This window comes from Myxococcus vastator (assembly GCF_010894475.1).
Taxonomy (GTDB): Bacteria; Myxococcota; Myxococcia; order Myxococcales; family Myxococcaceae; genus Myxococcus; species Myxococcus vastator.
This window is the reverse complement of record NZ_JAAIYB010000013.1, coordinates 1-25,344: the sequence shown is the minus strand read 5'-3', so window position 1 is coordinate 25,344 and position 25,344 is coordinate 1. Positions and strand designations below refer to the sequence as shown.

Here is a 25,344-nt window from a genome sequence, read left to right as displayed (position 1 = left end):
GAGCCGTGCCCTGATGTGGTGTGAACCCATTGCTGTGATTGGACTGGGGCTGCGTCTCCCCATGTCGGACTGCCCACGTACGCTCTGGCAAATGCTATGTGATGGGATTGATGCGACGGGAGACATCCCGTCCGGGCGCTGGCCATCGGCCTCGCTCTTCGACGCGGCGCCTGATCGCCCCGGGACGATTCGCAACCGCAAGGCCGGGCTGATTGACGGCGTGGAGCTGGCCGACCCCGCGGCGTTCCGGCTGTCGAAGCGGGAGCTGCGGCAGATGGACCCGCAGCACCGGCTCCTCTTCGAGTGCGCATGGCATGCGCTGGAGGACGCGGGCCTGCCCTTCGACGCCGTGCGAGGGAGCCGCACGGGCGTCTTCATGGGCGTCAACTTCAGCGACTTCCAGCGGATGCTGGCGCGGGACTGGGCCGCGCTGGATGGCTACTCCGTCCTGGGGACGACGGCGTCCTTCGCGGCCAACCGGCTCTCCTACGCGTTTGATTTCCGAGGGCCCAGCACCGTGTCGAGCGTGGGGTGCGCCTCCTCGACGGTGGCCCTTCATGAGGCCTGCCGCAGCCTGATGCTGGGCGAGGTGGAGATGGCCCTGGCCGGGGGCGTCGAGCTGATGTTGTCACCGGACAGCAGCATCATGCTGTCCCAGGCCGGCGTGTTCTCCGAGCAGGGGCAGTGCCGGACCCTGGATGCCCAGGCGGACGGCTACGTGCGCGGGGAGGGGGCTGGCGTTGTCGTCCTCAAGCGCCTGTCCCAGGTTGACCCCAGCGAGCGCGTGTACGCGGTGATTCGGGGCAGCGCCGTCAACCACAACGGCCGGAACGAGTGGATCATGGCGCCCAGCGCCTCGGCGCAGGCGGACGTCATCCGGCAGGCGTGTGCGCAGGGCGGGGTGGCTCCGGCGAGCATCGACTACATCGAGCTGCACGGCTCGGCGTTCCTCAAGGGGGACGCGGCCGAGGCGGAGGCCATCGGCGAGGCGCTTGGACCGCGGCGGAGGGTGCCTTGCAGGCTCGGCGCCATCAGCAACAACGTGGGTTACCTGGGTGCCGCGGCGGGCATCGCGCAGTTCATCAAGGTGTGCCTGTCACTGCACCACCGCACCTTGCCGCCGACGATTCACGTGGATGCGCCCAACCCGCTGGTGGCGTTCGACGCGCTCGGGCTGAGCATCCAGACGGAGCTGGAGCCCTGGGCCGCGCGGGAGCCTGGCGTGCCTCCGCGGGCGGGCATCGTGTCCACCTCCCTGGGCGGTGCCAACGGCTTCGTGGTCCTGGAGGCCGCTCCGGCGGCGGTGCTGGAGCGGACGCCGGCGCCGGTCCATTTCCTGGCGCTCTCGGCGCTCTCTCAGGATGCGCTCCGTCAGCGGGCGCTCCAGCTTCGGGCCTTCCTCGCCGCGACGCCGGACTCGGTGGCGACGCTGGAGGACATCTGCTTCACCGCCGCGCTCAAGCGTCAGCACCACCGTCACCGGGCCGCAATAGTCGCGGGAGACCGGGCTGGGCTCGTGGCGCTCCTGGACTCGCTGGCGACGTCGAGCGGGACGACGCTGCTGGCGCAGGAGGGCGTGCCGCTGGAGCAGGTGGAGGCCGGGCGTGTCTTCGTCGCGGATGGGGCCGTGCCGCCCGAGGCGTTTCCGGTGCGTGCGGGCCGCTGCGTGAGCCTGCCGGTCTACCCCTTCCAGCGTCAGCGCCTGTGGCCTGAGTGGCTTTCGCCCGATGAAGTCTGCCGCTCACCCAAGGACGCGCGGCCGGAGGCCTCCTCGCTGCTTCAGGCCGCTGCCGTCGCCGCCGGGGATGCTTCCCGCGTGCCCGATGTGCACGGAGAAGCCCAGATGCGGGCGTTCCTGCGTGGGCACCTCGCGGACGTGTTGGAGGTCGAGCCCGCGACGCTCGACGTGCAAGGGCGGACCTTCTTCGAGCTGGGCCTGAACTCCATTGGGGCCACGCTGCTGAAGGAGCGCATCTCGCGGGAGCTCGAGCTCCCGCTGTCGACGACGCTCTTCTTCGAGCTGCCTCGGCTGGAGCCGCTGGCGAAGCGGCTGGTGTCCCTGCTGGAGGCGCGGCGTGGCCGCCTGCCGTCGGACTCGGGCGACGTGAGCACGCCCGAGCAGGAGGAGCAGGGCCTGATGGAGCGCATCGCCGGGCTGTCCGAGGACGAAGCGCGCGAGCAGATCGCCCGGACGCTGGCGGAACTCAGCCTAGAGGTCGCGTGATGAACCGGAAAGACGGATTCATGGCGGAGTTGTCGCCGCTCCAGCAGGCGCTGCTGACCATCGAGAAGCTGCAGAAGAAGCTGGCCGCGGCCTCGAATGGTGAGCGGGAGCCGATTGCCATCATCGGCATGGCCTGCCGCTTTCCGGGGGGCGCCACCAGCCCCGCGAGGTTCCGCGACCTGCTGTGGGGGGCGGGGGAGGCGCTGACGGAAACGCCCAGCGACCGGCGCGCGCTCCAGGGGGAGATGGCCATGCGCCGCGCGGGCTTCGTCGACGAGGTGGACCGTTTCGACGCGGACTTCTTCCACATCTCCCGGCGTGAAGCCGAGGGGATGGACCCGCAGCAGCGCTTCTTCCTGGAGGTGAGTTGGGAGGCCCTGGAGGACGCGGGCCTTCCCCCGCACCAGCTCCTGGGGACGCGGACCGGTGTCTTCGCGGGCGTCCACGCGAAGGACTACGCGTTCGTCACGGGGGGCGGGCTGGAGAAGGTGAGCGCCCACTACTCCACGGGTGTGGACGCCAGCTATGTGGCGGGCCGGCTGTCGTATCTCCTCGGGCTGGAAGGGCCGAGCATGGCGGTGGACACCGCGTGCTCGTCCTCGCTGTCCGCCGTGCACCTGGCGTGTCAGAGCCTGCGGACGGAGGAGTCGACGCTGGCCATCGCCGGTGGCGTGAAGCTCATCCTGGCGCCGCAGCTCAGCGTGTTCCTGTCCAAGGCGGGAGCCCTGTCCCCCAGCGGCCACTGCCGCACGTTCGACCGGGACGCGGACGGGATGGTGCAGGGAGAAGGCTGCGGCGTGGTCATCCTGAAGCGGCTGCGGGACGCCGTTCGGGATGGCGACCGCATCCTGGCGACCTTGCGCGGCACGGGCATGAACCACGACGGCGCGAGCGGTGGTCTCACGGTGCCGAACGTCGGGGCGCAGGAGGCGCTGTACCGGCGCGTGTTGCAGCGCGCGGGCATCGAGCCCGGACAGGTGGACTACCTGGAAGCGCACGGGACGGGGACGCGGCTGGGAGACCCCATCGAGCTGGACGGCGTGTCGCGCGTCTACGGCGCGTCGCGGCCTTCGGAGCGCCCGCTGTGGATTGGCTCCGTCAAGCCGAACATCGGTCACACGGAGGCCGCGGCCGGCATCGCGGGGCTCATCAAGGCCGTCCTGGTGCTCCAGACGGGCGAGGTGCCTCCCTCCATCAACTTCGAACACCCGACACCGGAGTTCACGTGGGAGGGCTCGGGGCTCGCGGTGCCTCGGGCGCGCACGCCCCTGGCGGCGAAGGACGGCCCGCATCGCGTCGCCGTGAGCTCGTTCGGGATGAGCGGCGTGAATGCGCACGCGCTCGTCGAGGCCTACGCGGAGGCCCCCCATGCCGCCGTGGAGGCCGGGCCGTATGTGTTGCCCCTCTCCGCGCGCTCGGAGCCCGCGCTGCGCACGCTGGCGGCGTCGTGGCTCAAGTACGTGTCAGCGGCTGGAGCTGGGACGCACCTCCAGGATGCGTGCTTCACGGCGGGCGCTGGACGCTCACACCATGCGCATCGTGCGGTGCTCGTGGCGAGGACGCCCGAGGCGCTTCGTGCGGGCCTTCACGCTGTCGCGGAGGGGCGCGATGCGCCGGGCGTCACCCGCGGTTCCCGCGAGGGCGAGCCTGTCTTCCTCTTCGGGGGCGCTGAGCCCGAGGCCGGCCGGCTGCTGCGTGAGCTGCTGGGCCGGGACCTCTTCCGGGTCCACGCGGAGCGAGTGGATGCGGTCGTCCAGCAGGTCGCGGGCTGGTCTGTCATCGAGCAGCCGGGCGAAGGACACCCGGTGGGCGTGCTCCTCGTGCTCCAGCTCGCGTTGGCGGAGCTCTGGCGCTCGTGTGGGCTGATTCCCGCTGTTGTTTCGGGTTCCGGCGTGGGCGCGCTCTCCGCGGGGGTGGTCGCGGGAGCACTCAGCGTGGAAGACGCCGTGCGGCTCGCCTTGCAGCTTGCTCCGGCGCAGCCCGTGCGTCCTCAACCCGTGAAGTCCCCGTTCTTCTCCACCGTCGATGGCACCTGGGTCGAAGCGGGCGCCACGGTGCCAGCCGCGTACTGGGAGAGACAGCGCACCGCCGTGAGCGACCTGACGTCGTCCGTGGCGCAGCTGTGCGCGCGGAACGCCTCGGCTTTCATCCTGGTCTCGTGTGACGCCTCCGTGGGGGAGGCGTTGGAGGCCGCTGCACGAAGCCGTGGAAGCAACGCCGCGGTCCTGCGCGCGAGCTTGCCCGGTGATGACGCCTGGACGGGTGTCCTGGGAGTCATCGCGGGTGGGTACTCCTCCGGAAGCTCGATTCGCTTCGAGGGGCTCTACACCGGGGCGCGCAGGACGGTGGTTCCGACATACCCGTGGCAGCGTGAGCGCTACTGGTGGGACGGAGAGGTGGCTCCTGCGCCGAGCAGCGTGCGGACCGTCCGGGATGTTTCCCCTCGGGACCTCTACTGCGAGCTCGCGTGGCATGCGCGCGCGGTGGGGCAGGGGCCCGTGGAGGCGGAGGGGCGCTGGCTCATCGTGAGCATGCAGCCGGCTGCCGCGGAGGCGCTTCGGCAGGCCCTGTCCTCCGCTGGAGGCACGGTGCGCGTGGCCAGCGTGGGCTCCGAGCAGGCGCCGGTGCTGCGGGAGTGGCTGTCAGAGAGCCCGGCGCCTCGAGGCATCATCTACCTGGCGGGTTCGGAGCACCCTGAGTCACTGGAAGGGCTGCACACCTCGGTCCAGCGAGAGGTCCACGCGGCGGCGTCGCTCGTGCAGACCCTGGCGCGGCAGTCGGTGCCCACGCTGCCTCGGTTGTTCCTGGTCACCCAGGGCGCGCAAGTCGCTGGCGAAGCGGCTGGACCCACGGCGATTGCTGCCGCGCCACTGTGGGGCCTGGGGCGCGTCGTCGCCTACGAGCACCCGGAGCTTGCCTGCAAGCGCATCGACGTCGAGCCCGCGGACTTCGGCGCGCTGGTGACAGAGCTGGCGCGCAAGGCTCCTGGTGCCGCTGACGATGACGAGGTCGTGCTGCGCGGCGAGCGGCGGCTGGTGCCCTCGCTCACGCAGGCGCAAACGATTCCGGAAGGCGTGGGCGCGTTTCGTCCCCGGGGAGACCGCACGTACCTGATTACGGGTGGGCTGGGTGGAATCGGGCTGCGGCTCGCCTCCTGGTTGGTGGAGCGCGGCGCGCGGCACCTTGCCCTGTGTGGACGAAAGGGTGAGACCGATGAGGCCCGGCAGGCCCTGGCGCCGCTGCGCGCGGCGGGCGCGAAGGTGGAGACCTTCCGCGTCGATGTGAGCCGCCCGGAGTCAGTGGCGGAGCTGTTGGCTGCCGTCCGCGGAGGCGGGGCGCCGCTGGGGGGCATCTTCCACAGCGCGGGCGTGCTGGCGGACAGCTCGTTGTTGCAGTGGGAGCCCCAGGACTTCGAGACGGTCATGGGCCCCAAGGTCGACGGTGCCTGGAACCTCCATGCGTTGGCCACCGACGCCACCCTTGAGCACTTCGTCCTGTTCTCCTCGACGGCGTCGTTGATCGGCTCGCCGGGGCAGGCCAGCTACGCCGCGGCCAACGCGTTCCTCGATGCGCTGGCGCACTTCCGTCGCGCACGGGGCCTGCCGGCCATCAGCCTCAACTGGGGAAGCTGGGGCGAGGTCGGCATGGCCGTCGCGGACGCGCGGCGTGGGGACCGGCTGGCGGAGCGAGGCATGTCGCCCATGTCCGTGGAGGAAGCCCTGGCGGCCATGGCGCTGGTGCTCGCGGAGAACCGCGTCACCCGGGGCATCGCGCGCTTCGATGTGGCGCGATGGACCGCCAGCCATCCCTCCATCGTGGCGTCGTCGCTGTTCCGGCCCGCGTCTGCCACCGTTGACGTCCCTGACGTCGCGGAGGCGCCTCGCAAGCTGCGCGAGGTGTTGCTCGCGCTGGAAGGCTCCGCGCGCCGTGGTGTCCTGGAGGCGCGGCTCAAGGAGATGGTCAGCGAGGTCGGAAAGATTCCGACGACGAAGCTCTCGTCCACGGACTCGTTCGACGCGCTGGGGTTCGACTCCATCATGGCGCTCGAGCTGCGGGACATGGTGTTGGGCGAGCTCGACGTGAGCATGCCGCTCAAGAGTTTCGTCGATGAACATTCCATCGAGCAGGTGACGGCGGAGCTTCTCGAAAAGCTCGCCGTGGCCAGCGTGCTCGGCGCTGCCTCCTCGGAGCGCAATGACTCGAAGCGGGTCCTGCTATGACATTGAATGAGCTTCTTCAGGCCCTGGCTGGGCACGGCATCAAGCTGTCGGTGGAGGGGGACCGCCTGGCGGTGGACTCGCCCACGGGCGAGATTCCGGGAGCGCTGCGCGAGCAGCTCGTGGCGAACAAGGCGGCGCTGCTGACCCTGCTGTCAGAGCAGCGCGTGCCCCAGGCGGAGACCCTGCCGCAAATCACGCCCCGGCCCGAGGAGCGGCATGAGCCGTTCCCGATGACGGAGATTCAGCAGGCCTACAGCGTGGGCCGGCAGGCCGAGCTCGAGATGAACGCGGCGATGCACGCGTACAACGAGATTGACTGCCACGCGCTCGACCTGCCCCGCTTCGAGGAGGCGTGGAACCTGCTCATCGCCCGCCACGAGATGCTCCGGGTGGTGGCGCTCCCGGGCTTCCAGCAGCGCATCCTCCCGGACGTGCCGCGCTACGTCCTCCCCGTGGAGGACCTGCGCGGTCGCGAGCAGGAGGAGACCGAGGCTCGCTTCCAGGCCATCCGGGAGCGGCTGTCGCAGCAGGTGCTGGCGCTCGACCAGTGGCCGTTGTTCGAGCTCCGCGTGTGCCAGCTCGACGGGGGGCGTTCGCGCCTCTTCATGAGCATCGATGGGACCTTCATCGACGGCTACAGCTTCCAGATTCTCTACCGGGAGCTCGTCCACCTCTACAAACACCTGGGTGGGGCGCCCGCGCTTCCCGCGCTGGACCTGTCCTTCCGGGACTATGCGCTGGCGGTGCAGCATGCGCGCGGTGCTCGCCACGCGCGCTCGCTCGAATACTGGCGCTCCCGCCTCCCGAGTCTCCCGCCCGCGCCGGACCTTCCGCTCGACAAGGACCCGGCTTCGCTCCGGCGTCCTCGCTTCGGGCGCGTGTTCGAACGGCTGGGGCCGGAGGTCTGGCAGCCGCTCAAGCAGCGAGCCCGCGCGCGAAAGCTGACGGAGCCGGAGCTGCTGCTGGCGGCGTACGCGGAGGTCATGGCGCGCTGGAGCCGCAGCCCTCGCTTCACGCTCAACGTCCCGCACTTCAACCGGCTGCCCCTGCATCCCCAGGTCAACGAGCTTGTCGGCACCTTCGCCAGCTTCACGTTGATTGAAGTGGACCACCGGCCGGAGCGGACCTTTACGGAGCGGGCCCTGGCCATCCGGGACCAGCTCTTCCTGGCGCTGGAGCACCGGGAGGTCAGCGGCGTGGAGCTGCTGCGCGAGCTGTTCCGGGCCCAGGGGCGCATCGCGGGCGCCATCATGCCCGTGGTGATGACGAGCTTCGCGTCTCACTCCAAGAGCAAGGACTCGCACTGGGTCGACTTCCTGGCGGAGGAGTTCGGCGAGCTCATCGAGGCGCTGACGCAGACGCCGCAGGTGTGGATTGACCTGCAGATTGTCTACCAGCGGGGCGGCGTCTTCCTGAACTGGGACGTGGCGGAGGAGCTGTTCCCGCCCGGCATGATTGAGGACATGTTCTCCAGCTTCTGCGCGCTGCTGCGGCGCCTGGCGGAGGACGACGCGGCGTGGGACCAGCAGGGGCTGGACACCCGTCCCGTCCGGCAGGTGGAGCTGCTGGCCCGCGTCAACGACACGGCGCGCCCGCGGAGCGGGGAGTTGCTCCACACGGGCTTCTACCGCCACGCCGCCGCGCGCCCGGATGCCCTGGCGCTGGCCTCGTCGAGCGTGAGCCTGAGTTATGGCGAGCTCGCTCGGCGCTCCAGCCGGCTTGGGCATGCGCTGCGCGAACGTGGCGCCGCGCCTGGCCGCATCGTCGCGATTGTGATGGAGAAGGGGTGGGAGCAGGTCGTGGCCGCGCTGGGCGTCCTTGGCTCGGGGGCGGCGTACCTGCCCATCGACGCGGGACTGCCGCACGAGCGGCGCGTCTACATGATGCGCAACGGCGGGGCCGAGCTGGCGGTGACGCAGCCGAAGTTCGCCCAGGAGCCCTGGCCCGAAGGGGTGCAGGTGCTCGTCGTCACGCCGGACGCCTTCAGCGAGTACAGCGAGGCGCCGCTGGCGCCCGTGCAGAAGCCCGAGGACCTGGCGCACATCCTCTACACCTCCGGCTCCACCGGCCAGCCCAACGGGGCCATGCTCACCCACGCGGGGATGGTCAACGGCGTGGAGTGGACGAACCGGAAGTTCGGCGTCGGGCCGGATGACCGCGTCATCGCGCTCAGCGCGCTCCACCACGACTTCTCCGTCTACGACGTCTTCGGCACCTTGAGCGCGGGCGCGGCCCTGGTCATGCCGGACGCCTCGTCGCGCAGGGACCCCTCCCACTGGGCCGAGCTGATGTCCCGTCATGGCGTCTCCATCTGGAGCACCGTGCCGGCGATGATGGAGATGCTGCTGACGTACCTTGAAGGCAGCAACGCCCGGCTGACCTGTCCGCTGCGCCTGGTGATGCTCGGCGGCGACTGGCTCCCCGTCACCATGCCCGCACGGCTGCGGGCGAAGTTCGGTGACGTGAAGCTGATGAGCGTCGGTGGGCCGACGGAGACGTCCCTGTGGAACATCTCCCACCCTGTCGTCGAAGCCGACGAGCGGCGCCGCAGCATCCCGTACGGCAAGCCCATCTCGAACACGAAGTACTACGTGCTGGACGAGCACCTGGACGAGCGCCCCATCTGGGTGCCCGGCGAGCTGTGCTGCGCGGGCGTGGGCGTGGCGCTGGGCTACGTGGGCGCGGGGGCGGGGTCGAAGAAGTTCACCGTGCATCCGCGGACGGGCGAGCGCCTCTACCGCACCGGCGACCTCGGCCGGTATCTGCCGGATGGCACCATCGAGTTCCTCGGCCGCGTCGACTTCCAGCTCTCCATCCGTGGACAGCGCATCGAGCCGGGTGAAATCGAGGCCGCGCTGCTCCAGGAGCCGAGCATCAGCGCGGCGGTGGTCGGGGCCGTCGGCGAGCACCACGAGAAGCGGCTGGTCGCCTACGTCGTCCCCTCGGACACGAAGCGGGGCGTGGACACCCGGCACGTCCGCGAGTTCCTTTCGCGCAAGCTGCCCGAGCACCTGGTCCCAGCGACCTATGTCGTGCTGGAGGCGCTGCCGCTGACTCGCAACGCCAAGGTGGACCGCAAGGCGCTGCCGCACCCCGACGACGTCGCGCGGCCCACGCAGCGCGAGGAGCGCAAGCTCGCAGCGGTCCGTCCCAGTCGTGAGGCTCAGGCGCTACAGCAGTCCATCGCGAAGGCCGTGGCGGAGGTGCTGGGGGTTCCAGAGGTCCACCCGGACCGGAACTTCTTCGAGCTGGGCGCCAACTCGGTGCACCTCATCAAGCTCCACCTCGAGCTCAAGGAGAAGCTGGGGCTCGAGGTTCCCGTCACGGACCTGTTCGGCAGGCCCACCGTCAAGGTGCTCGCGGCCCGGCTCGCGGCGGCGGGAGGAGAGGCGAAGCCCGAGGTGGCACTCGCGCCGCGCGAAGAGGCGGCGCGGACGCAGGATGCGCGGGACATCGCCATCATCGGCCTGAGCTGCCGCTTCCCTGGGGCGTCGACGCCCGAGCAGTTCTGGCAGAACCTGATGCAGGGCGTGGAGTCGGTGGGCACCTTCACCGATGACGAGCTGCTGGCCGCGGGGGTCAGTCCGGAGGCGTTCCGGAACCCCGGGTACGTCCGCGCGTCAGCGGTGATGGAGGGCTTCGACACCTTCGACGCGGAGTTCTTCTCGCTGACGCCTCGCGAGGCGCGCGCGTTGGATCCGCAGCAGCGGGTGTTCCTGGAGTGCGCCTGGGAGGCGCTGGAGCACGCGGGCTATCCGCCGTCGGAGCGCAACGGGCTCGTGGGCGTGTATGCCGGGAAGAGCGTCAGCCACTACCGCTATCCCTACCCGGACCTGACGCGGCCCATCGGCTTCTTCCAGGACCTGATGGCGCAGGACAAGGACTTCCTGGCCACGCAGGTGTCCTACAAGTTGGACCTGCGCGGGCCCAGCATCAACGTCCAGACGGCGTGCTCCACGTCCCTGGTCGCGGTGTCCGCGGCGTGCGCGGCGCTGAATGAGGGCAGCTGCGACCTGGCGCTCGCGGGCGGCGTGGCCATCAAGGTCCCCCACCGCGTGGGCTACCTGTACGAGGAAGGCAGCGTCTTCTCGCGCGACGGCCACTGCCGTCCCTTCGACGCCGGGGCCAACGGAACCATCCCGGGGAGCGGCGCCGGCATCGTGGTCCTCAAGCGCCTGAGTCAGGCAGTGGCGGATGGGGACCGGGTGCTCGCCGTCATCAAGGGCTCCGCCATCAACAACGACGGGCACCGCAAGGTGGGCTTCATGGCCCCCGGCGTCGAGGGCCAGACGGACGTGGTGCGCCGCGCGCATCAGCACGCGAAGGTAGACCCGCGGACCATCTCCTACGTCGAAGCCCATGGCACCGGAACGTCCATTGGCGACCCCATTGAAGTCTCCGCGCTGACGGAGGCGTTTGGGGGACAGGTCCAGGCGCAGTCGTGCGGCCTGGGCTCGGTGAAGGGCAACATCGGCCACCTCGACAGCGCGGCGGGCATCGCGGGGCTCATCAAGGTCGTGCTGGCGCTTCAGCACCGCACGTTGCCGCCCACGCTCCACTACCAGTCGCCCAACCCGCGGCTGGAGCTCCACAAGACGCCCTTCTACGTGGTGGACCAGGCCCGGCCGTGGACCGCGACGCAGGGTGTCCTGCGCGCGGGGCTCAGCTCCTTTGGCATCGGCGGAACCAACGCCCACATGGTCCTCGAAGAGGCACCACCTCAGGCGACGCCAGCGCAGGACGCGCAGCGGCTGGACCGCTCGCGGCACCTCCTGGCGTTGTCCGCGCGGAGCCCGGAGGCGCTGCGGGAGCTCGCGGGCCGCTACCGGGCGGTGCTCGAGGCGCCGGACGCATCGCTCGCGGACGTGTGCTTCTCCGCGAACACCGGCCGTGCCGCCTTCGACCACCGGCTCGCGGTGGTGGGCGCGGACGCCGCGCAGGTGGCCGCCGTCCTGGGCGCGGCGGAGCGGAAGGAAGAGCACCCGGGGTTCGTGCGGGGAGAGGCCGACGCGAAGCAGGCGGTGAAGGTCGCGTTCCTGTTCTCCGGTCAGGGCTCGCAGTACGTCGGGGCAGCGCGCGAGCTGTACCAGACGCACCCGGGCTTCCGCCGGCGCATCGACGCGTTCGACGAGCTGCTCCGCGCGTACTGGGACCGCTCCCTGCTCTCCGTCCTCTACGCGGAGCCGGGGACGCCATCGCCCATCGACGAGCTCGACTACGCCCAGCCGGTGGTCTTCGTGCTGGAGTACGCGCTGGCCGAGCTGTGGATGTCGTGGGGCATCCAGCCGGACGTGCTGCTGGGCCACAGCACGGGCGAGCTGGCCGCGGCCTGCATCGCGGGCGTGTTCAGCGTCGAGGATGGCCTGAAGCTGGCCGTCCACCGGGGCCGGTTGATTCAGCAGCTTCCGGAGGGCAGCAACATCGCGGTCGCCGCAGCGGAGCCGGAGTTGCGCCAGTTCCTCGCGGAGGGCGGTTGGGCCAGCTCCATCGCGGCCGTCAACGGGCCGGACAACGTCGTCATCTCCGGCATCCCCGCGGAGATTGTGGAGATTGGCCGGGCGCTGGACGCGAAGGGCTACAAGGTCAAGCGGCTGAACATCCCGCGCGCGGCGCACTCGGTGATGATGGAGGCCATCCTCCCGGAATTCCGGGCCGTCGCCGCGACCCTGCGTTACGCGCCGCCGTCCATTCCCATGGTCTCCGGGATGACGGGCGAGCTCATCACCGACGGGCTCTGCACGCCGGACTACTGGTGCAGCCAGCTTCGCAACCCGGTGCAGTTCGGCCGGGGCGTGGAGGCGCTGTACCGCGACGGCATGCGCGTCTTCGTCGAGGTCGGCCCGAAGGCGACCCTGCTTGGCATGGCGGCGCGCTCGGTGCCCGAGGGCGCGGGGACCTGGCTGCCAAGCCTGCGCGTCGATGACGGGGGCTGGCGGCAGATGCTGGAGAGCCTGGCGGCGCTGTACGTGCGCGGCGCTCCGGTGGACTGGGCGGCGGTGGATGCCGGCTACCCACGGCGGAAGGTGGAAGTCCCCACCTATGCCTTCCAGCGTCAGCGCTACTGGGAGGAAGGCGCGGGCCTCCAGCGGCCCAATGGGCGAAGCGTGTCTCGCGCCGAGCACCCGCTGATTGGCGAGCGCGTGCCCCTGGCCGTCCTGGAGTCCGGTGAGCTGTTGTTCGAGGCCACGCTGGGGCCCGCCTCGCAGGCGTTCCTGGGCCAGCACCGCGTCTTCGGAACGCCCACGCTGCCCGCGACGGGCTACGTCGAGATGGCGCTGGCCGCCGGGGCCCGGTTGTTGGGAACGACCGCGCTGGAGCTGACGGACCTGGCCATCCTCAACGCGATGACCTTCCCGAAGGACGCCGAGCGGAAGGTGCAGTGCGCCGTGCGCCGCGACGGAGAGGGCAGGGCCGCTGTTCGCATCTTCAGCCGGACCGGTGAGGGCTCGGAGCGCGCGTGGAGCCTTCATGCGACGGGCACGCTCGCGGTGCTGGGGGATGGCGCACCGGCCACCGAGGCGCACGACCTCGACAGCGTGTTGAGGGACCTGCAGACCCCGCTCCCCGTCGAGGACTACTACCAGCGGGCACGGAGCGCGGGCGTCGACTTCGGGCCGGAGTTCCAGGGCATCACCGAGCTGCGCCGGGAAGGCGAGCAGGTCCTGGCGCGCATCGAGCGCCCGGCGGGCCTCGGGAGCGGCGGTGGCTACCTCGCGCATCCCGCGCTGATGGATGCCTGCCTCCAGGTGGTGGGCGGCGCCTATCCGGACATGGATGGCACCGAGCTGTACGTACCGGTGCACATCGAGCGGCTTCACGTCCTGGGCAGCATCGATGACGGCGTGTGGAGCCATGCCGTGGTTCGGCCGGTGGATGAAGCGGGGAAGCGGCTGCGTGCGGACGTCCGCATCTTCGGAAGAGATGGCGCGCTGCGGGCCTGGGTACTCGGCCTGGAGCTCCAGCGCACGAGCCAGGAGGCGCTGCGCGCCGCGCTCTCCACCTCGCTGGATGAGTGGCTCTACGAGCGGCAGTGGGAGCCCCTCGCCTTGGAGGGGACTCGTCCAGAGACGCGGGCGCCCGCGAGTGGCGCATGCCTGATTCTCTCGGAGCGCGAAGGGGCGGGGCAACAGCTCGCGCAGTCGCTGACGCGCGATGGCCGCACCTGCTTTGTCGCCATCCGAGGCACGGAGCCGCGCCAGATTGATGAGACCACCTTCGAGGTCCCGGATGCGCCCGACGCGCTCGTGGAGGCCTTGCGAGGACTGCCGCTTCCGGCGTCCCTGTCGGACGTCATCCTGTTGTGGGGCTCCACCAGCCCGGAGGCGGAGTCGCTGGATGCGGAGGCGCTGGGGCAGGCCGCACGCGTGACGGGTGGTGGCGCGCTGGGGCTGCTCCAGTTCCTGCTGGACCGCGGGTACTCCGGCACGGTGTGGCTGGTGTCGCATGGCGCGCAGCCCGTGAAGCCGGGCGTCCCGTTGCCTGGGCTCGCGCAGTCGTTGCTGTGGGGCATGGCGCGGCCTCTGGCCATCGAGGCGTCGGAGCTGGATTGCCGGTGTGTCGACCTCGATGCCCACGGCGAACCGAGCGCACAGGTGGCGTTGCTCGCGCAGGAGCTCCGCCACCGCGCGGAGGTGGCGGAGGACCAGGTGGCCTACCGCGATGGCCGCTACGTCGCGCGACTCCGGAGGATCGAGTCACGCAAGCTGGTCGACGCGTCCGCGGAGCGCGTCGACGGCTTCCGGGCGGACCGCAGCTATCTGGTGGCGGGCGGGCTCGGACGCCTGGGCCTGCTGACGGCGGAGCTGCTGGCGAGCCGGGGGGCACGCAACCTGGTGCTGACGGGACGGAGCGTCCCGGGTCCACAGGCGGAGGAGCGTCTGGAGCACCTGCGTCAGCAGGGTGTCCGTGTCGAGTACCGGCAGGTCGACATCGCGGAGGCGGAGCCGCTGGCCGCGCTGCTGGACGAGGTGGCGCGGGACATGGCCCCGCTGGGCGGCGTGTTCCACTCGGCCGGGGTGCTGGATGACGGCGTGCTGCGGCAGCAGCGGTGGGAGCGTTTTGAGACCGTGCTGCGGCCGAAGCTGCGCGGTGCCTGGAACCTGCATCGTCTGACGGCGGGCCTGCCGTTGGACTTCTTCGTGCTGTTCTCCTCCGTCGCGTCGCTCGTCGGCTCGGCGGGACAGGCGAATCACTGCGCGGCGAACGCCTTCGAGGACGCGCTGGCGCACCACCGCCGTGCCCTGGGCTTGCCTGCCCTGAGCATCAACTGGGGCATCTGGGCCGGTGACGCGGGCGCCCAGGTGTCGGTGAGCGAGGAGGCCCGGACGCCTGGCCTCGGCGTCATTCCGAAGGCGCAGGGCCTGCGCGCGCTGGAGCTGCTCCTCACGTCGCGCGTTCCCCAGGTGGGCGTGGCCGCCATCGACTGGGCTGTCTTCGGAAGCGGCCGGTCCACGCCCTACGTCGCGGAGCTGCGCGAGCGGGCAGGGGGCGAGCGGCCGGTGGAGCGCGCGTCGTTCCTGGACACGCTCACGGCGGCGCCCATCGAGAAGCGCTGGCGGTTGTTGATGGACTACGTGCGCGAGCAAGTGGCGTGGATGCGCGGCGCGGGCTCCAGCGAGTCCATCGACCCGGCGCGTGGGTTCCATGAGCTGGGCATCGACTCGCTGGCGGCGCTCCAGCTCAAGAACCGGCTTCAGGGCGGGCTCGGCGTGTCGCTGCCGGCGACGCTCGTCTTCAACTACCCGACGGCGGAGAAGCTCGCGACGCAGCTCATGGACGCGTTCATCCCCCTGGAGTTCACGGAGGAAGCGGGCGTCACGTCGAAGGCAGACGCCCCGGTCGAGAGCCCACTGGAAGGGCTTGCTGAAGCGAACCTCGCGCACCTGCTCTCCGAGCAGCTGTCGAAGATGAACTAGGGACGGATTGATGTCAGCGCAAGGAAGCGACACGAGCTACGGCGAGCTGATGAAGCGCGCGCTCCTGAAGTTGCAGGAGGCGCAGTCGAAGCTCGATTCCCATGAGCAGGAGAAGCACGGGGCCATTGCCATTGTCGGCATCGGCTGCCGGTTCCCGGGGGGCGTCACCAGCCCTTCCGAATACTGGCGCCTGCTCTCCGACGGCGTGGACACCGTCACCGAGATTCCGTCCGACCGGTGGAACGCGGACAGCTTCTTCCACGCCGACCCGGACCATCCCGGCGGCATCTACACGCGCCAGGGGAGCTTCCTGCGGGACATCGACCAGTTCGAGCCGCGCTTCTTCGGCATCTCCCCGCGTGAGGCGGCGCGGATGGACCCGCAGCACCGGTTGTTGCTGGAGGTCGCGTGGGAGGCCGTGGAGCGCGCCGGCCGGAATCCAACGAGCCTGAGCGGGACGCGGACCGGCGTGTTCGTCGGGATGATGGGGCAGGACTACACGCAGATTGCCACCCAGTCCCCGGAGCTCATCGACGCCCACACCGGCGCGGGGAATGGCGCGAGCGTCGCCGCGGGACGCCTGTCGTATTCCTTCGGGCTCGAAGGGCCCAGCCTCACGGTTGATACCGCGTGCTCCTCGTCGTTGGTCGCGGTGCACCTGGCCATCCGCAGCCTGCGCCAGCGGGAGAGCGACTTCGCGCTGGCGGGCGGGGTGAACCTGGTCCTCTCTCCCATCGCGACGCTGATTGAGTCGCGCACGCACATGCTGTCGCCCGATGGCCGGTGCAAGACGTTCGATGCCTCGGCGAACGGCATCGGACGAGGGGAGGGCTGTGGGCTCGTCTTCCTGCGGCGCCTGTCGGACGCGCTCGCGGACGGGGACCCCATCGTCGCGGTGATTCGCGGCTCGGCGGTGAACCAGGATGGCCGGACCAGCGGGCTCACGGTGCCCAACGGGCTCGCCCAGCAGCGCGTCATCCGGGACGCCCTGCGGGACGGACAGGTGGAGCCCGCGAAGGTGGGCTACGTCGAGGCGCATGGGACGGGGACGTCGCTGGGTGACCCCATCGAGCTGGAGGCGCTCGCGTCCGTCTACTGCGCCAGGCCGGGGCGGCAGCAGCCGCTGATGGCCGGCTCGGTGAAGACGAACATGGGGCACCTCGAAGGTGCGTCCGGCATCGCGGGGTTGATCAAATCCGCGCTGTGCCTGGCGAACGAGGAGGTCCCGCCGCACCTCCACCTGCGCACGCCCACGCCGCATGTGGACTGGAAGCAGCTGTCCATCGAAGTGCCGACCGCGCGTCGCCAGTGGCAGGGAACGGATTCGCGCTTCGCGGCGGTGAGCTCGTTTGGCTTCTCGGGGACGAACGCGCACGTCGTCCTGGAGTCCGCGCCTCGGCCGAAGGCTCCGGCCCGGGAGGTGGAACGCCCGCGTCACGTCCTGGCGCTCTCCGCGCGCTCGAACGCCAGCCTTCGCAAGCTGGCCGGGTCCATCGCGGAGGAGCTGTCGCTGCGTCCCGCGGAAGGGCTCGCGGATGTCTGCCACACGGCGAACACCGGCCGCGGCGCCATGGAAGAGCGCGCGGCCTTCACGGGCTCGACCCCCGAGGAGCTGACGGAGTCGCTGCGCGCGTTCAGCCGAGGCGCGCCCACCGTCCCCGGAACCTGCGTGGAGGGCCGTCGCGACGGCGAGGCACCGCGCGTCGCGTTCCTCTTCACGGGCCAGGGTTCCCAGTACGTGGGCATGGGGCGGGAGTTGTTCGACACGCAGCCCGAGTTCCGCCGGGAGCTCCTGCGCTTCGAGGGCATCCTGAAGCCGCACCTGGAACGGCCGCTCACCGAGGTGCTCTTCCGGGACACGGAAGGGGCGCTGGACGAGACGCGCTACACCCAGCCCGCGCTGGTGGCGCTGGAGTTGGCGTTGGCGCACCTGCTGCGCGCGTGGGGCCTGCGCGCCGACGCGGTCCTGGGCCACAGCGTGGGCGAGTACGCGGCGGCCATGTTCGCGGGCGTCCTGGAGCCCGAGGCCGGCCTGCCCCTGGTGGCCGAGCGCGCGCGGCTGATGCAGGCGCTGCCCGAGCGCGGCGCGATGCTGGCCGTGTTCGCGGCGCCGGCGAGCGTGCTGCCATTCATCGCCGGGCATCCCCGGGTGACGGTGGCGGCCATCAACGGTCCGCGGAACACCGTCATCTCAGGGGACAGCACGGCCATCGGCGCCGTGGTCCAGGCGCTCGGGGAGGCGGGCATCGAGAGCCGGCGACTGAAGGTGTCACACGCGTTCCACTCCCCGCTGATGCAGCCCATGCTGGCGGAGTTCGAGCGAGCCGCGAGCCGCGCCTCCTTCCAGAAGCCGCGCCTTCCCCTCATCTCGAACCTCGACGGACGCGAGGCAGGCGAGGCCATCACCCAGCCGGCCTACTGGTCCCGGCATGTCCTCCAGCCCGTGCGCTTCGAGGAGGGCATCCGGACGCTCCTCCAGCGCGGGGTGCGGGTGTTCCTGGAGGTGGGTCCCAAGCCTTCGCTGTCCAACTTCGCGCGGGACGTGGTGGCGGGTGAAGAGGCGCTGTGGCTGGAGACGCTTCACCCGCGCCGCTCCGACTGGGTCGGCCTGCTCCGGGCGATGTCCGAGCTGTATGTGCGCGGCGCCAGGCCGGACTGGGAGCGCTTCGATGCGGGCTATGGGCGGACCCGCCGGGCGCTGCCGACCTATCCGTTCGAGCGGCAGCGCTACTGGCTGGATGTGCCCGCGCCGTGGACGCGCACGTCGCGCCGGGCGGCGACCCATCCGCTGCTGGGAGCGCGTCTGGAGTCCGCCGCCTTGAAGGAGGGGACAACCGTCTTCTCCAGTGAGCTGTCGGCGGGAACCGTGCCTTTCGTGGCGGACCATCGGGTGTACGGCAAGGCGGTGGTGCCCGCGGCGGCCTACGTGGAGATGGTGGCCTCGGCGGCGACGCAGGTGCTCGGAACGGAGTCGCTGCGGCTGGAGGACATCTCCCTGCTTCAACCGTTGGTGCTCCCCGAACAGCAGGCGCGGATCGTCCAGACGTTGCTGGAGGACCAGGGCGAGGCGGGCCTTGCGTGCAAGGTGGTGAGCCGTGGGGACGAGGGCTCGGAGGAGGGCGGCGGCGGCGCGCGCGCGGCCTGGGTCACCCATGTGACGTGCCGGGTGTCGGCGCTGCGCGCCGTGGCCCCATCGGTGGAGCGGGAGGCGTGGGGCCGCGACTGCTCGACGCCTGTTTCGATTGATGAGCTCTCCGCCGTCTTCACGCACCACGGGCTCGACTATGGGCCGTCCCTGCGCGTGCTGACGTCGTTGCATCGGGGAACTGGGGCCGCGCTGTCGTTGGGGCAGGTGGAGGACCGGAGCGGGCACTACCGCGTCCACCCGGCGCTGTTCGACGGCTGCTTGCGCACGGCGGCGGCGGTGTCGCGGCTCACGGCGGAAGACGCACTGCACCTCCCGGTGGCCTTGCAGACGCTCGACCTGTACCGGTCGCTGCCGGAGCGGGTCTGGACGTACGCGACGCAGCCTCCCCGGGAGGGCCAGGAGGGCTTCTCCGCGACGGACCTGACCCTGTGTGACGACGATGGCGCGGTGGTGGCCGTCGTGTCGGGGTTCTCGGTGCGCAAGGCCGAGCGCGACGTGTTGCTGCGCGGGCTCGACAACGACTTCCAGGACTGGCTGTACCGCCTCAACTGGGTGCCGCGTGACGTCACGGAGGAAGGCCGCTCCGCGAATCAACACTGGGCCGTCTTCACCAGCGAGGGCGACTTTGCCTCGGAGTTGGTGCAGGTGCTGTCGCAGCGGGGCGAGCGCTGCACGTTGGTTCGAAAGGGTGCGTCGTTCAGCAGCACGTCAGAGGGCTTCCGTATCAACCCCGCCGACCCGGAGGACCACGCACGGCTGGTCCAGGCGTGGGCGGCTCAACCTCCGACGGGGCTGCTGTACCTCTGGGGGCTCGAAGCGGGGGACCCGGCGGGTGACGCAGGCGTCTGGCTCGACGCGGCTCAGGAGTCGGGGTGTCTGGGCGCGCTGCGGCTGACGCAGGCCCTGGCGCATGGGCAGGGAGCGCCGCCCCGGCTGGTGCTGGTGACGCGGGGCACGCAAAGCCTGCCCACCGAGACGCACGGCGCGCGCGTCGCGCAGGCGCCGCTGTGGGGCTTCGGACAGGCCGTGGCCACGGAGTTGCCCGAGCTGCGATGCCTCCGCATCGACCTGCCGGCGGAGCCCCGGTCCGAAGACCCGGGCACGTTCGTGCGGGCGCTCGCGCTGCCGGATGGGGAGTCCGGCGCGGCCATTCGTGGCGGCGGTCTCTACACCCCCCGGCTCGAGCGGGCCCGCTCACGGACAGTCGCCGCGAAGAAGGTGTCCATCGTCGCGGAGGCCACCTACCTCGTCGCGGGAGGCCTGGGCGGACTTGGCCTGCGTGCCGCCACCTGGCTGGCGGCCCAGGGCGCGCGGCACCTGGTCCTGATGGGACGCAGCGCGCCGTCTCCCGAAGCTCGCGCCCAGCTCGACGCGCTCGAGGCTCAAGGCGTGCAGGTGCGGGTCGCGCGGGTGGACATCGCGTCGCACGACGCCATGGCGGACCTCTTCGCGAGCCTGCGCGGAGCCCCGCCGGTGCGCGGCATCATCCATTCGGCGGGCGTCCTCCGCGACGCAACGCTCGCGAATCAGACGTCCGAGCAGTTCCGGGAGGTGCTGGCCCCCAAGCTTCAGGGGGCGTGGAACCTCCATGCGCTCAGCCAGGGCATGGCGCTGGATTTCTTCGTCTGCTTCTCGTCGGCCGCCTCGCTTATCGGCTCGCCGGGTCAGTCGAACTACGTCGCCGCGAATGCCTTCCTCGATGCGCTGGTCCACCTGCGCCACGCGGAGGGGCTGCCCGCGCTGACGCTCAACTGGGGCTCGTGGGCGGAGACGGGCATGGCGGCGCGGCTGGAGCGGGCGGCCTCCTCGCGGCCGGGGGCGCAGGGCTTCGGCGCCATTCCCGTCCAGCAGGGCTTCAGCGTGCTGGAGCGGCTCATGGGGACCCCACAGGTCCAGTGGGGCGTCTTCCCCGTGGACTGGACGCGGCTGGCGGAGCAGCTGCCAGGGCTCGCGCGGCAGGGGCTCATCCAGGGCTTGCTGGGGAGCGAGCCACAGCGGGTGCAAGCGCCGGCCTTCCGCGCGCAGTTGGACGCGGCGCCGACGAATCGCAAGCTGGAGCTGCTGCGTCAGCACGTCGCGGGGCAGGTGTCCGCGACGCTGGGCATGCCGGAGTCGGAGCGGCTGTCTGGCAACGAGCGCCTGTTCGAACTGGGCGTCGATTCGCTGCTGGCCATCGAAATCAAGAACCGGCTCGCGAGCAGCCTCGGGCGAGGCCTGCGTTCGACGCTGATTTTCGACTTCCCCACCGTGAACGGGCTCGTCGCGCATCTGACCGAGGAGCTGGGGCTGGGGGCCGAGGTTCATAAGAAGCAGGAAGCATCGCGGGAGGCGCAGGGCGCGCTCTCCGCGGAGATTCAAGGGCTGTCGGAGCAGGAGCTGACGTCCCTCATCGACCAGGAGCTGGAGAGCGCGCTCACCAGATGAGACCCTGATGGCGAAACTATCCTCACGCATTTCTGAATTGCCTGTCGTCAAGCTCGCGTACCTCGCGAGCCAGCTGCGCTCGAAGAAGGAGCTGCTGGCGGCCGAGCCCATCGCCGTGGTGGGCATGTCCTGCCGCTTCCCCGGCGGAGGTGACCTGCCAGAGACGTTCTGGGAGCTGCTCGCCGCGGGCCGCGACGCGACACGGGACGTGCCGGCCTCGCGCTGGGACGTCGACGCGTTCTACGACCCGACGCCCGGTGTCCCGGGGAAGATGTACACGCGCCGAGGCGCCTTCATCGACGGCGTCGATCTGTTCGACCCTGGCTTCTTCGGCATCACGCCGCGTGACGCCAAGGGCATGGACCCGCAGCAGCGCATGCTGCTGGAGGAGTGCTGGCGAGCCCTGGAGCGCGCCGGCATCCCGCCCGCCGGCCTCACCGGGAGCCGCACCGGCATCTTCCTGGGGCTGATGCACAACGACTACAACCTGCTGGGCATCGCCGAGGAGCTGGAGTTCCACTCGGCGTCGCTCAACTACCCGTCCGTCGCCGCGGGACGCATCTCCCACACGCTGGGCCTCCAGGGTCCCGCGGTCTCCGTGGACACGGCGTGCTCGTCGTCCGCCGTCGCCATCCACCTGGCCTGTCAGAGCCTCCGCAATGACGAGAGCGACCTCGCGCTCGCCGCGGGCGTGAACCTGAACCTCTCTCCCGTCACGGTGATGGTGGAGTGCCAGAACCGCATGCTGGCGGCGGACGGCCGCTGCAAGACGTTCGACGCCTCGGCGGACGGCTTCGGGCGCGGCGAGGGCTGCGGCGTCGTCGTCCTCAGGCGTCTGTCGGACGCGCTGGCCCAGGGGGATGCCATCCTCGGCGTCATCCGGGGCTCGGCGGTCACCCATGACGGCCGCAGCAGCGGGCTGATGGTGCCGAACGGGCGCTCGCAGGAGCGCGTCATCCGGGCGGCGCTGGACAGCTGTGGCGTGGAGCCGGAACAGGTGGGCTACATCGAGGCCCACGGTACGGGGACGCTGCTCGGTGACCCCATTGAGATGGAGGCGCTGCGGTCCGTCTTCGGGCGCAAGGGCGCTCGCGGTGAGCCGCTGTACGTCGGCTCGGTGAAGACGAACATCGGGCACCTGGAGGCCGCCGCCGGCATCGCGGGGCTCATCAAGGTCCTGCTCGCGTTGCAGAACGAGGCCATCCCCGCGCACCTGAACTTCGAGCGGCCCAATCCCAACATCCGCTGGGACGACCTGCCCGTCACCATCCCCACCGCCACCCGGCCCTGGCCGCGCGGTGACAAGCGCCGCATCGCCGGCGTCAGCAGCTTCGGCTTCAGCGGCACCAACGTGCACATGGTGGTGGAGGAGGCCCCCGTGCTGGCGCGCCCCCGCGTGGAGGCGGAGCGCCCGGTCCATGTGCTGACGCTGTCGGCGAAGAGTGAAGCCGCGCTCGAAGCGCTCATGGAAGCGCAGGAGCGCGCCTTGCCGGAGGACCCGGCGGTGCTGGGAGACTGGTGCTACACGGCGAACACGGGCCGCTCCCAGTTCGAGCACCGCGCCGCCGTCTCGGGTGCCACCGCCGCGGAGCTGCGCGCGAACCTGACGCGGCTGCGCGAAGAGAAGCTGCGCCCGGAGCGCGAACCCCTTCGCGGCACGGAGCGCCCCCGGCCCGTCTTCCTCTTCACGGGGCAGGGCGCGCTTCGTCCTGGCGTGGGCCGGGAGCTCTTCGAGACACAGCCGGTGTTCCGTGCCGCGGTGGAGCGGTGCTCGAAGGCGCTGGAGGGCCTGCTCGATTGCAGCCTCGAAGCGCTCCTCTTCGGTGAGTCTTCCTCGACGTACCTGGAGGACACGCGCCATGCGCAGCCCGCGCTGGTGGCCCTGGAGTATGCGCTGGCGGAGCTGTGGGGGGCCTGGGGCGTCACGCCAGCGGCGCTCATCGGGCACAGCCTGGGAGAGTATGCCGCGGCGGCCGTCGCGGGGGTGTTCAGCATCGAGGAGGCGCTGCGCCTGGTCGTGACGCGCGCGCGGCTCATTGGCGAGCAGGTGGGCGCGGGCGCGATGCTGGCGGTCTCCGCTTCAGTCGACACGGTGAGCCGAGCCATTGCGTCGCACGTCGGCACGGTCTCCCTGGCGGCGGTCAACGGCCCCGATGACGTGGTCATCTCCGGGACACCCGACGCCGTCACCGAGGTGGAGCAGGCCCTGACGCGCCAGGGCGTCCAGACGAAGCGCCTGCGGATGTCCTACGCGTTCCACTCCACGCAGATGGAGCCCGTGCTGAAGCCGTTCGCGGAGGCCTTCCGAGGGCTCACGCTGGCGCCGCCGCGCATCCCGCTGGTGTCCACGCTGGAGGGCCGGCGTGTCGGCGACGAAATCACCCGGCCAGACTACTGGTGCCGTCAAATCCGAGAGCCCGTCGCCTTCGCCAAGGCGCTGGAGGCGTCGCGCGCGGAGGGGCACCGGACCTATCTGGAGCTGGGGCCCGCGCCCATCCTGGCTGGCATCGGCCGCAGGACCTTCCAGTCGGAAGCGCTGTGCTGGCTTCCCAGCCTGCGTCCGTCCACTGGAGAGACGGCGCAGTTGCTCGCCAGCCTGTCGGAGCTGTACATGCGCGGCTTCGACGTGGATTGGGCCGCGTTCGATGCGCCGTTCGAGCGGCGCCCGCGCTGCCTGCCGACGCATCCCTTCCAGCGTGAGCGCTACTGGCTGGAGCAGCGAAGCCCCGCGAAACAGCCCGGCTATGCGGCGCGTGACGACGCCGCGCGAGGCGAGGCGCACGCCCACGCCCTGCCGGGGACACCGCTGTCGCTCGCGGGCGCCAGGGAGTCACGGTTCGAGGCCCGGCTGAGCAGGCACGCCCCCGCCTTCATCGAGGAGCATCGGGTGCTGGGCAACCCGGTGCTACCGGCCGCCTGCTACGTCGAGATGGCGCTCGGCGCCGCGCACCACGCGACCTCGGGCGGGAGGCCCCTGGAGCTCACGGCCATCGAGCTGGAGCGGGCGTTGGTCTTCGCGGAGGGGCAGGCACAAAACGTCCAGACGGTCCTGACGCCCGAGGAGCAGGGCTCCCGCTTCGAAATCTACGGGCAGGGGACAGGGACGGCGGACCGGAGCTGGGCCCGGCTGGCGCAAGGTCGCATCACCGAAGGCCGCGCGCACCCGGAGAACGTGGCCCTGGCGTCGGAGCTGTTGCCGGCGTTCTCCCAACAGGGCTCCGTCAGCGCGCACTACGACATGATGGCGCGCGGCGGGTTGGAGTACGGCCCCTCGTTCCGAGGCATCGATGCGCTGCGGTTCGGTGGAGAGGGGTGCCTCGCTCACGTGCGGCTGCCCGATGCGCTCGTCCTCGGTCTGGGGGACTACTGGCTGCATCCGTTGCTGCTCGACGCGTGCTTCCAGACGGCGGCGGCGGCGTTCACGGACGGCGGCGCGCAGGTGGCGGGTGACGGGCAGGGGCGCATTCCGGTCGCCATCGAGCGGCTGCGTTGGTTCAAGCGGCCCGGGAGCAGCATCTGGGTGCATGCCCGAACCGGGGCGCGCACCGCGCTCGCGGAGGGACTGGTGAGCGCCGACCTCCGCATCCTGGACGAAGACGGCGCCGTCGTCGCCGAGGTGGAGGGCCTGCTGCTGAAGCAGGTCGACCGCCGCGCGTTCCAGGCCGCCTTCTCGGGCGCGACGCAGGAGCTCCTCTTCGAGCTGGCGTGGCGGGAGCAGTCCATGCCCACCGCGCGCGACCAGGTGGCTTCCCAGTCCGGGGCCTGGCTGCTGCTGGTGGACTCGGACCGCGTCGCGGACGAAGTCAGGGTGTTGGCGCGGCAACGGGGCTGGACCTGCGTGGTGGCCACGCCCGGTGCGTCCTACGAGCGCATCGACGCGACCCACCATCAGCTCGACCCCCATGACGCGGCCGGCTTCGACCGGCTGCTCCAGGACGTCTCCGCCACGGGCTTGGCTCCGGCGGCGGTGGCCTACCTGTGGGGGCTCGGTGACCGTTCCCCCGAAGCCCTCTCCGGCGCGGTGACGGCGAGCACCGTGGGTGCGCTTCACCTCGTGAAAGCGATGGCGCGTGCCAGCTGGGCGCAGCCGCCCGCCCTGTGGGTGGTGACGGAGCGCGCGGTGGCCGCCACGCCCACGGATGCGGTGGAGGGCTTTGCCCAGGCCGCGCTCTGGGGATTTGGCCGCGCGGTGGCCATCGAGCACACGGAGCTCGCGTGCCGCATGGTGGACCTGGAGCCGGGCTCCGAGTCGCTGGAGCGGTTGTTCCACCTCATGGCGCAGCCGCCGCAGGAGAACGTCATGGCCCTGCGCGGCGGCCGGCTCCTGGGCGCGCGCCTCGTGCGCCCTGGCAAGCCACCTGAACGCGCTGCACCCGTGCGAATCCGCCCGGATGGCGTCTACCTCGTCACGGG

General features: G+C 71.0%; 5 protein-coding genes. All 5 read left to right on the top strand.

The window, feature by feature from the left end:
* Positions 1–13: 13 nt before the first annotated feature.
* Positions 14–2,224, top strand: coding sequence for a beta-ketoacyl synthase N-terminal-like domain-containing protein (locus tag G4D87_RS02405; RefSeq protein ID WP_163778112.1), 2,211 nt, complete (start codon positions 14–16; stop codon positions 2,222–2,224).
* Positions 2,224–6,444: a type I polyketide synthase gene (locus G4D87_RS02400; RefSeq protein ID WP_205507387.1), complete on the top strand. Its 4,221-nt coding sequence runs from the start codon at positions 2,224–2,226 to the stop codon at positions 6,442–6,444. Before G4D87_RS02405 ends, G4D87_RS02400 begins: the two co-directional genes overlap by 1 nt.
* Entirely contained in the window at positions 6,441–15,359 is an 8,919-nt protein-coding gene (locus G4D87_RS02395) for a non-ribosomal peptide synthetase/type I polyketide synthase (RefSeq protein ID WP_163778106.1), read from the top strand. The genes G4D87_RS02400 and G4D87_RS02395 overlap by 4 nt, the downstream gene beginning before the upstream one ends.
* Before the next feature lie 10 nt (positions 15,360–15,369).
* A complete protein-coding gene (locus tag G4D87_RS02390; protein ID WP_163778103.1) occupies positions 15,370–20,931 on the top strand; it encodes a type I polyketide synthase in 5,562 nt (1,853 codons plus the stop codon).
* A 7-nt stretch (positions 20,932–20,938) separates the two neighbouring features.
* Positions 20,939–25,344: type I polyketide synthase (locus G4D87_RS02385; RefSeq protein ID WP_163778099.1), on the top strand; the 4,406-nt coding region annotated here is incomplete at its 3' end.

What these genes read in the sequence shown, in the direction of transcription:
- G4D87_RS02390 (WP_163778103.1), top strand. Translation starts at nt 15,370, where the DNA reads ATGTCAGCGCAAGGAAGCGACACGAGCTACGGCGAGCTGATGAAGCGC.
- G4D87_RS02395 (WP_163778106.1), top strand. Translation starts at nt 6,441, where the DNA reads ATGACATTGAATGAGCTTCTTCAGGCCCTGGCTGGGCACGGCATCAAG.
- G4D87_RS02400 (WP_205507387.1), top strand. Translation starts at nt 2,224, where the DNA reads ATGAACCGGAAAGACGGATTCATGGCGGAGTTGTCGCCGCTCCAGCAG.
- G4D87_RS02405 (WP_163778112.1), top strand. Translation starts at nt 14, where the DNA reads ATGTGGTGTGAACCCATTGCTGTGATTGGACTGGGGCTGCGTCTCCCC.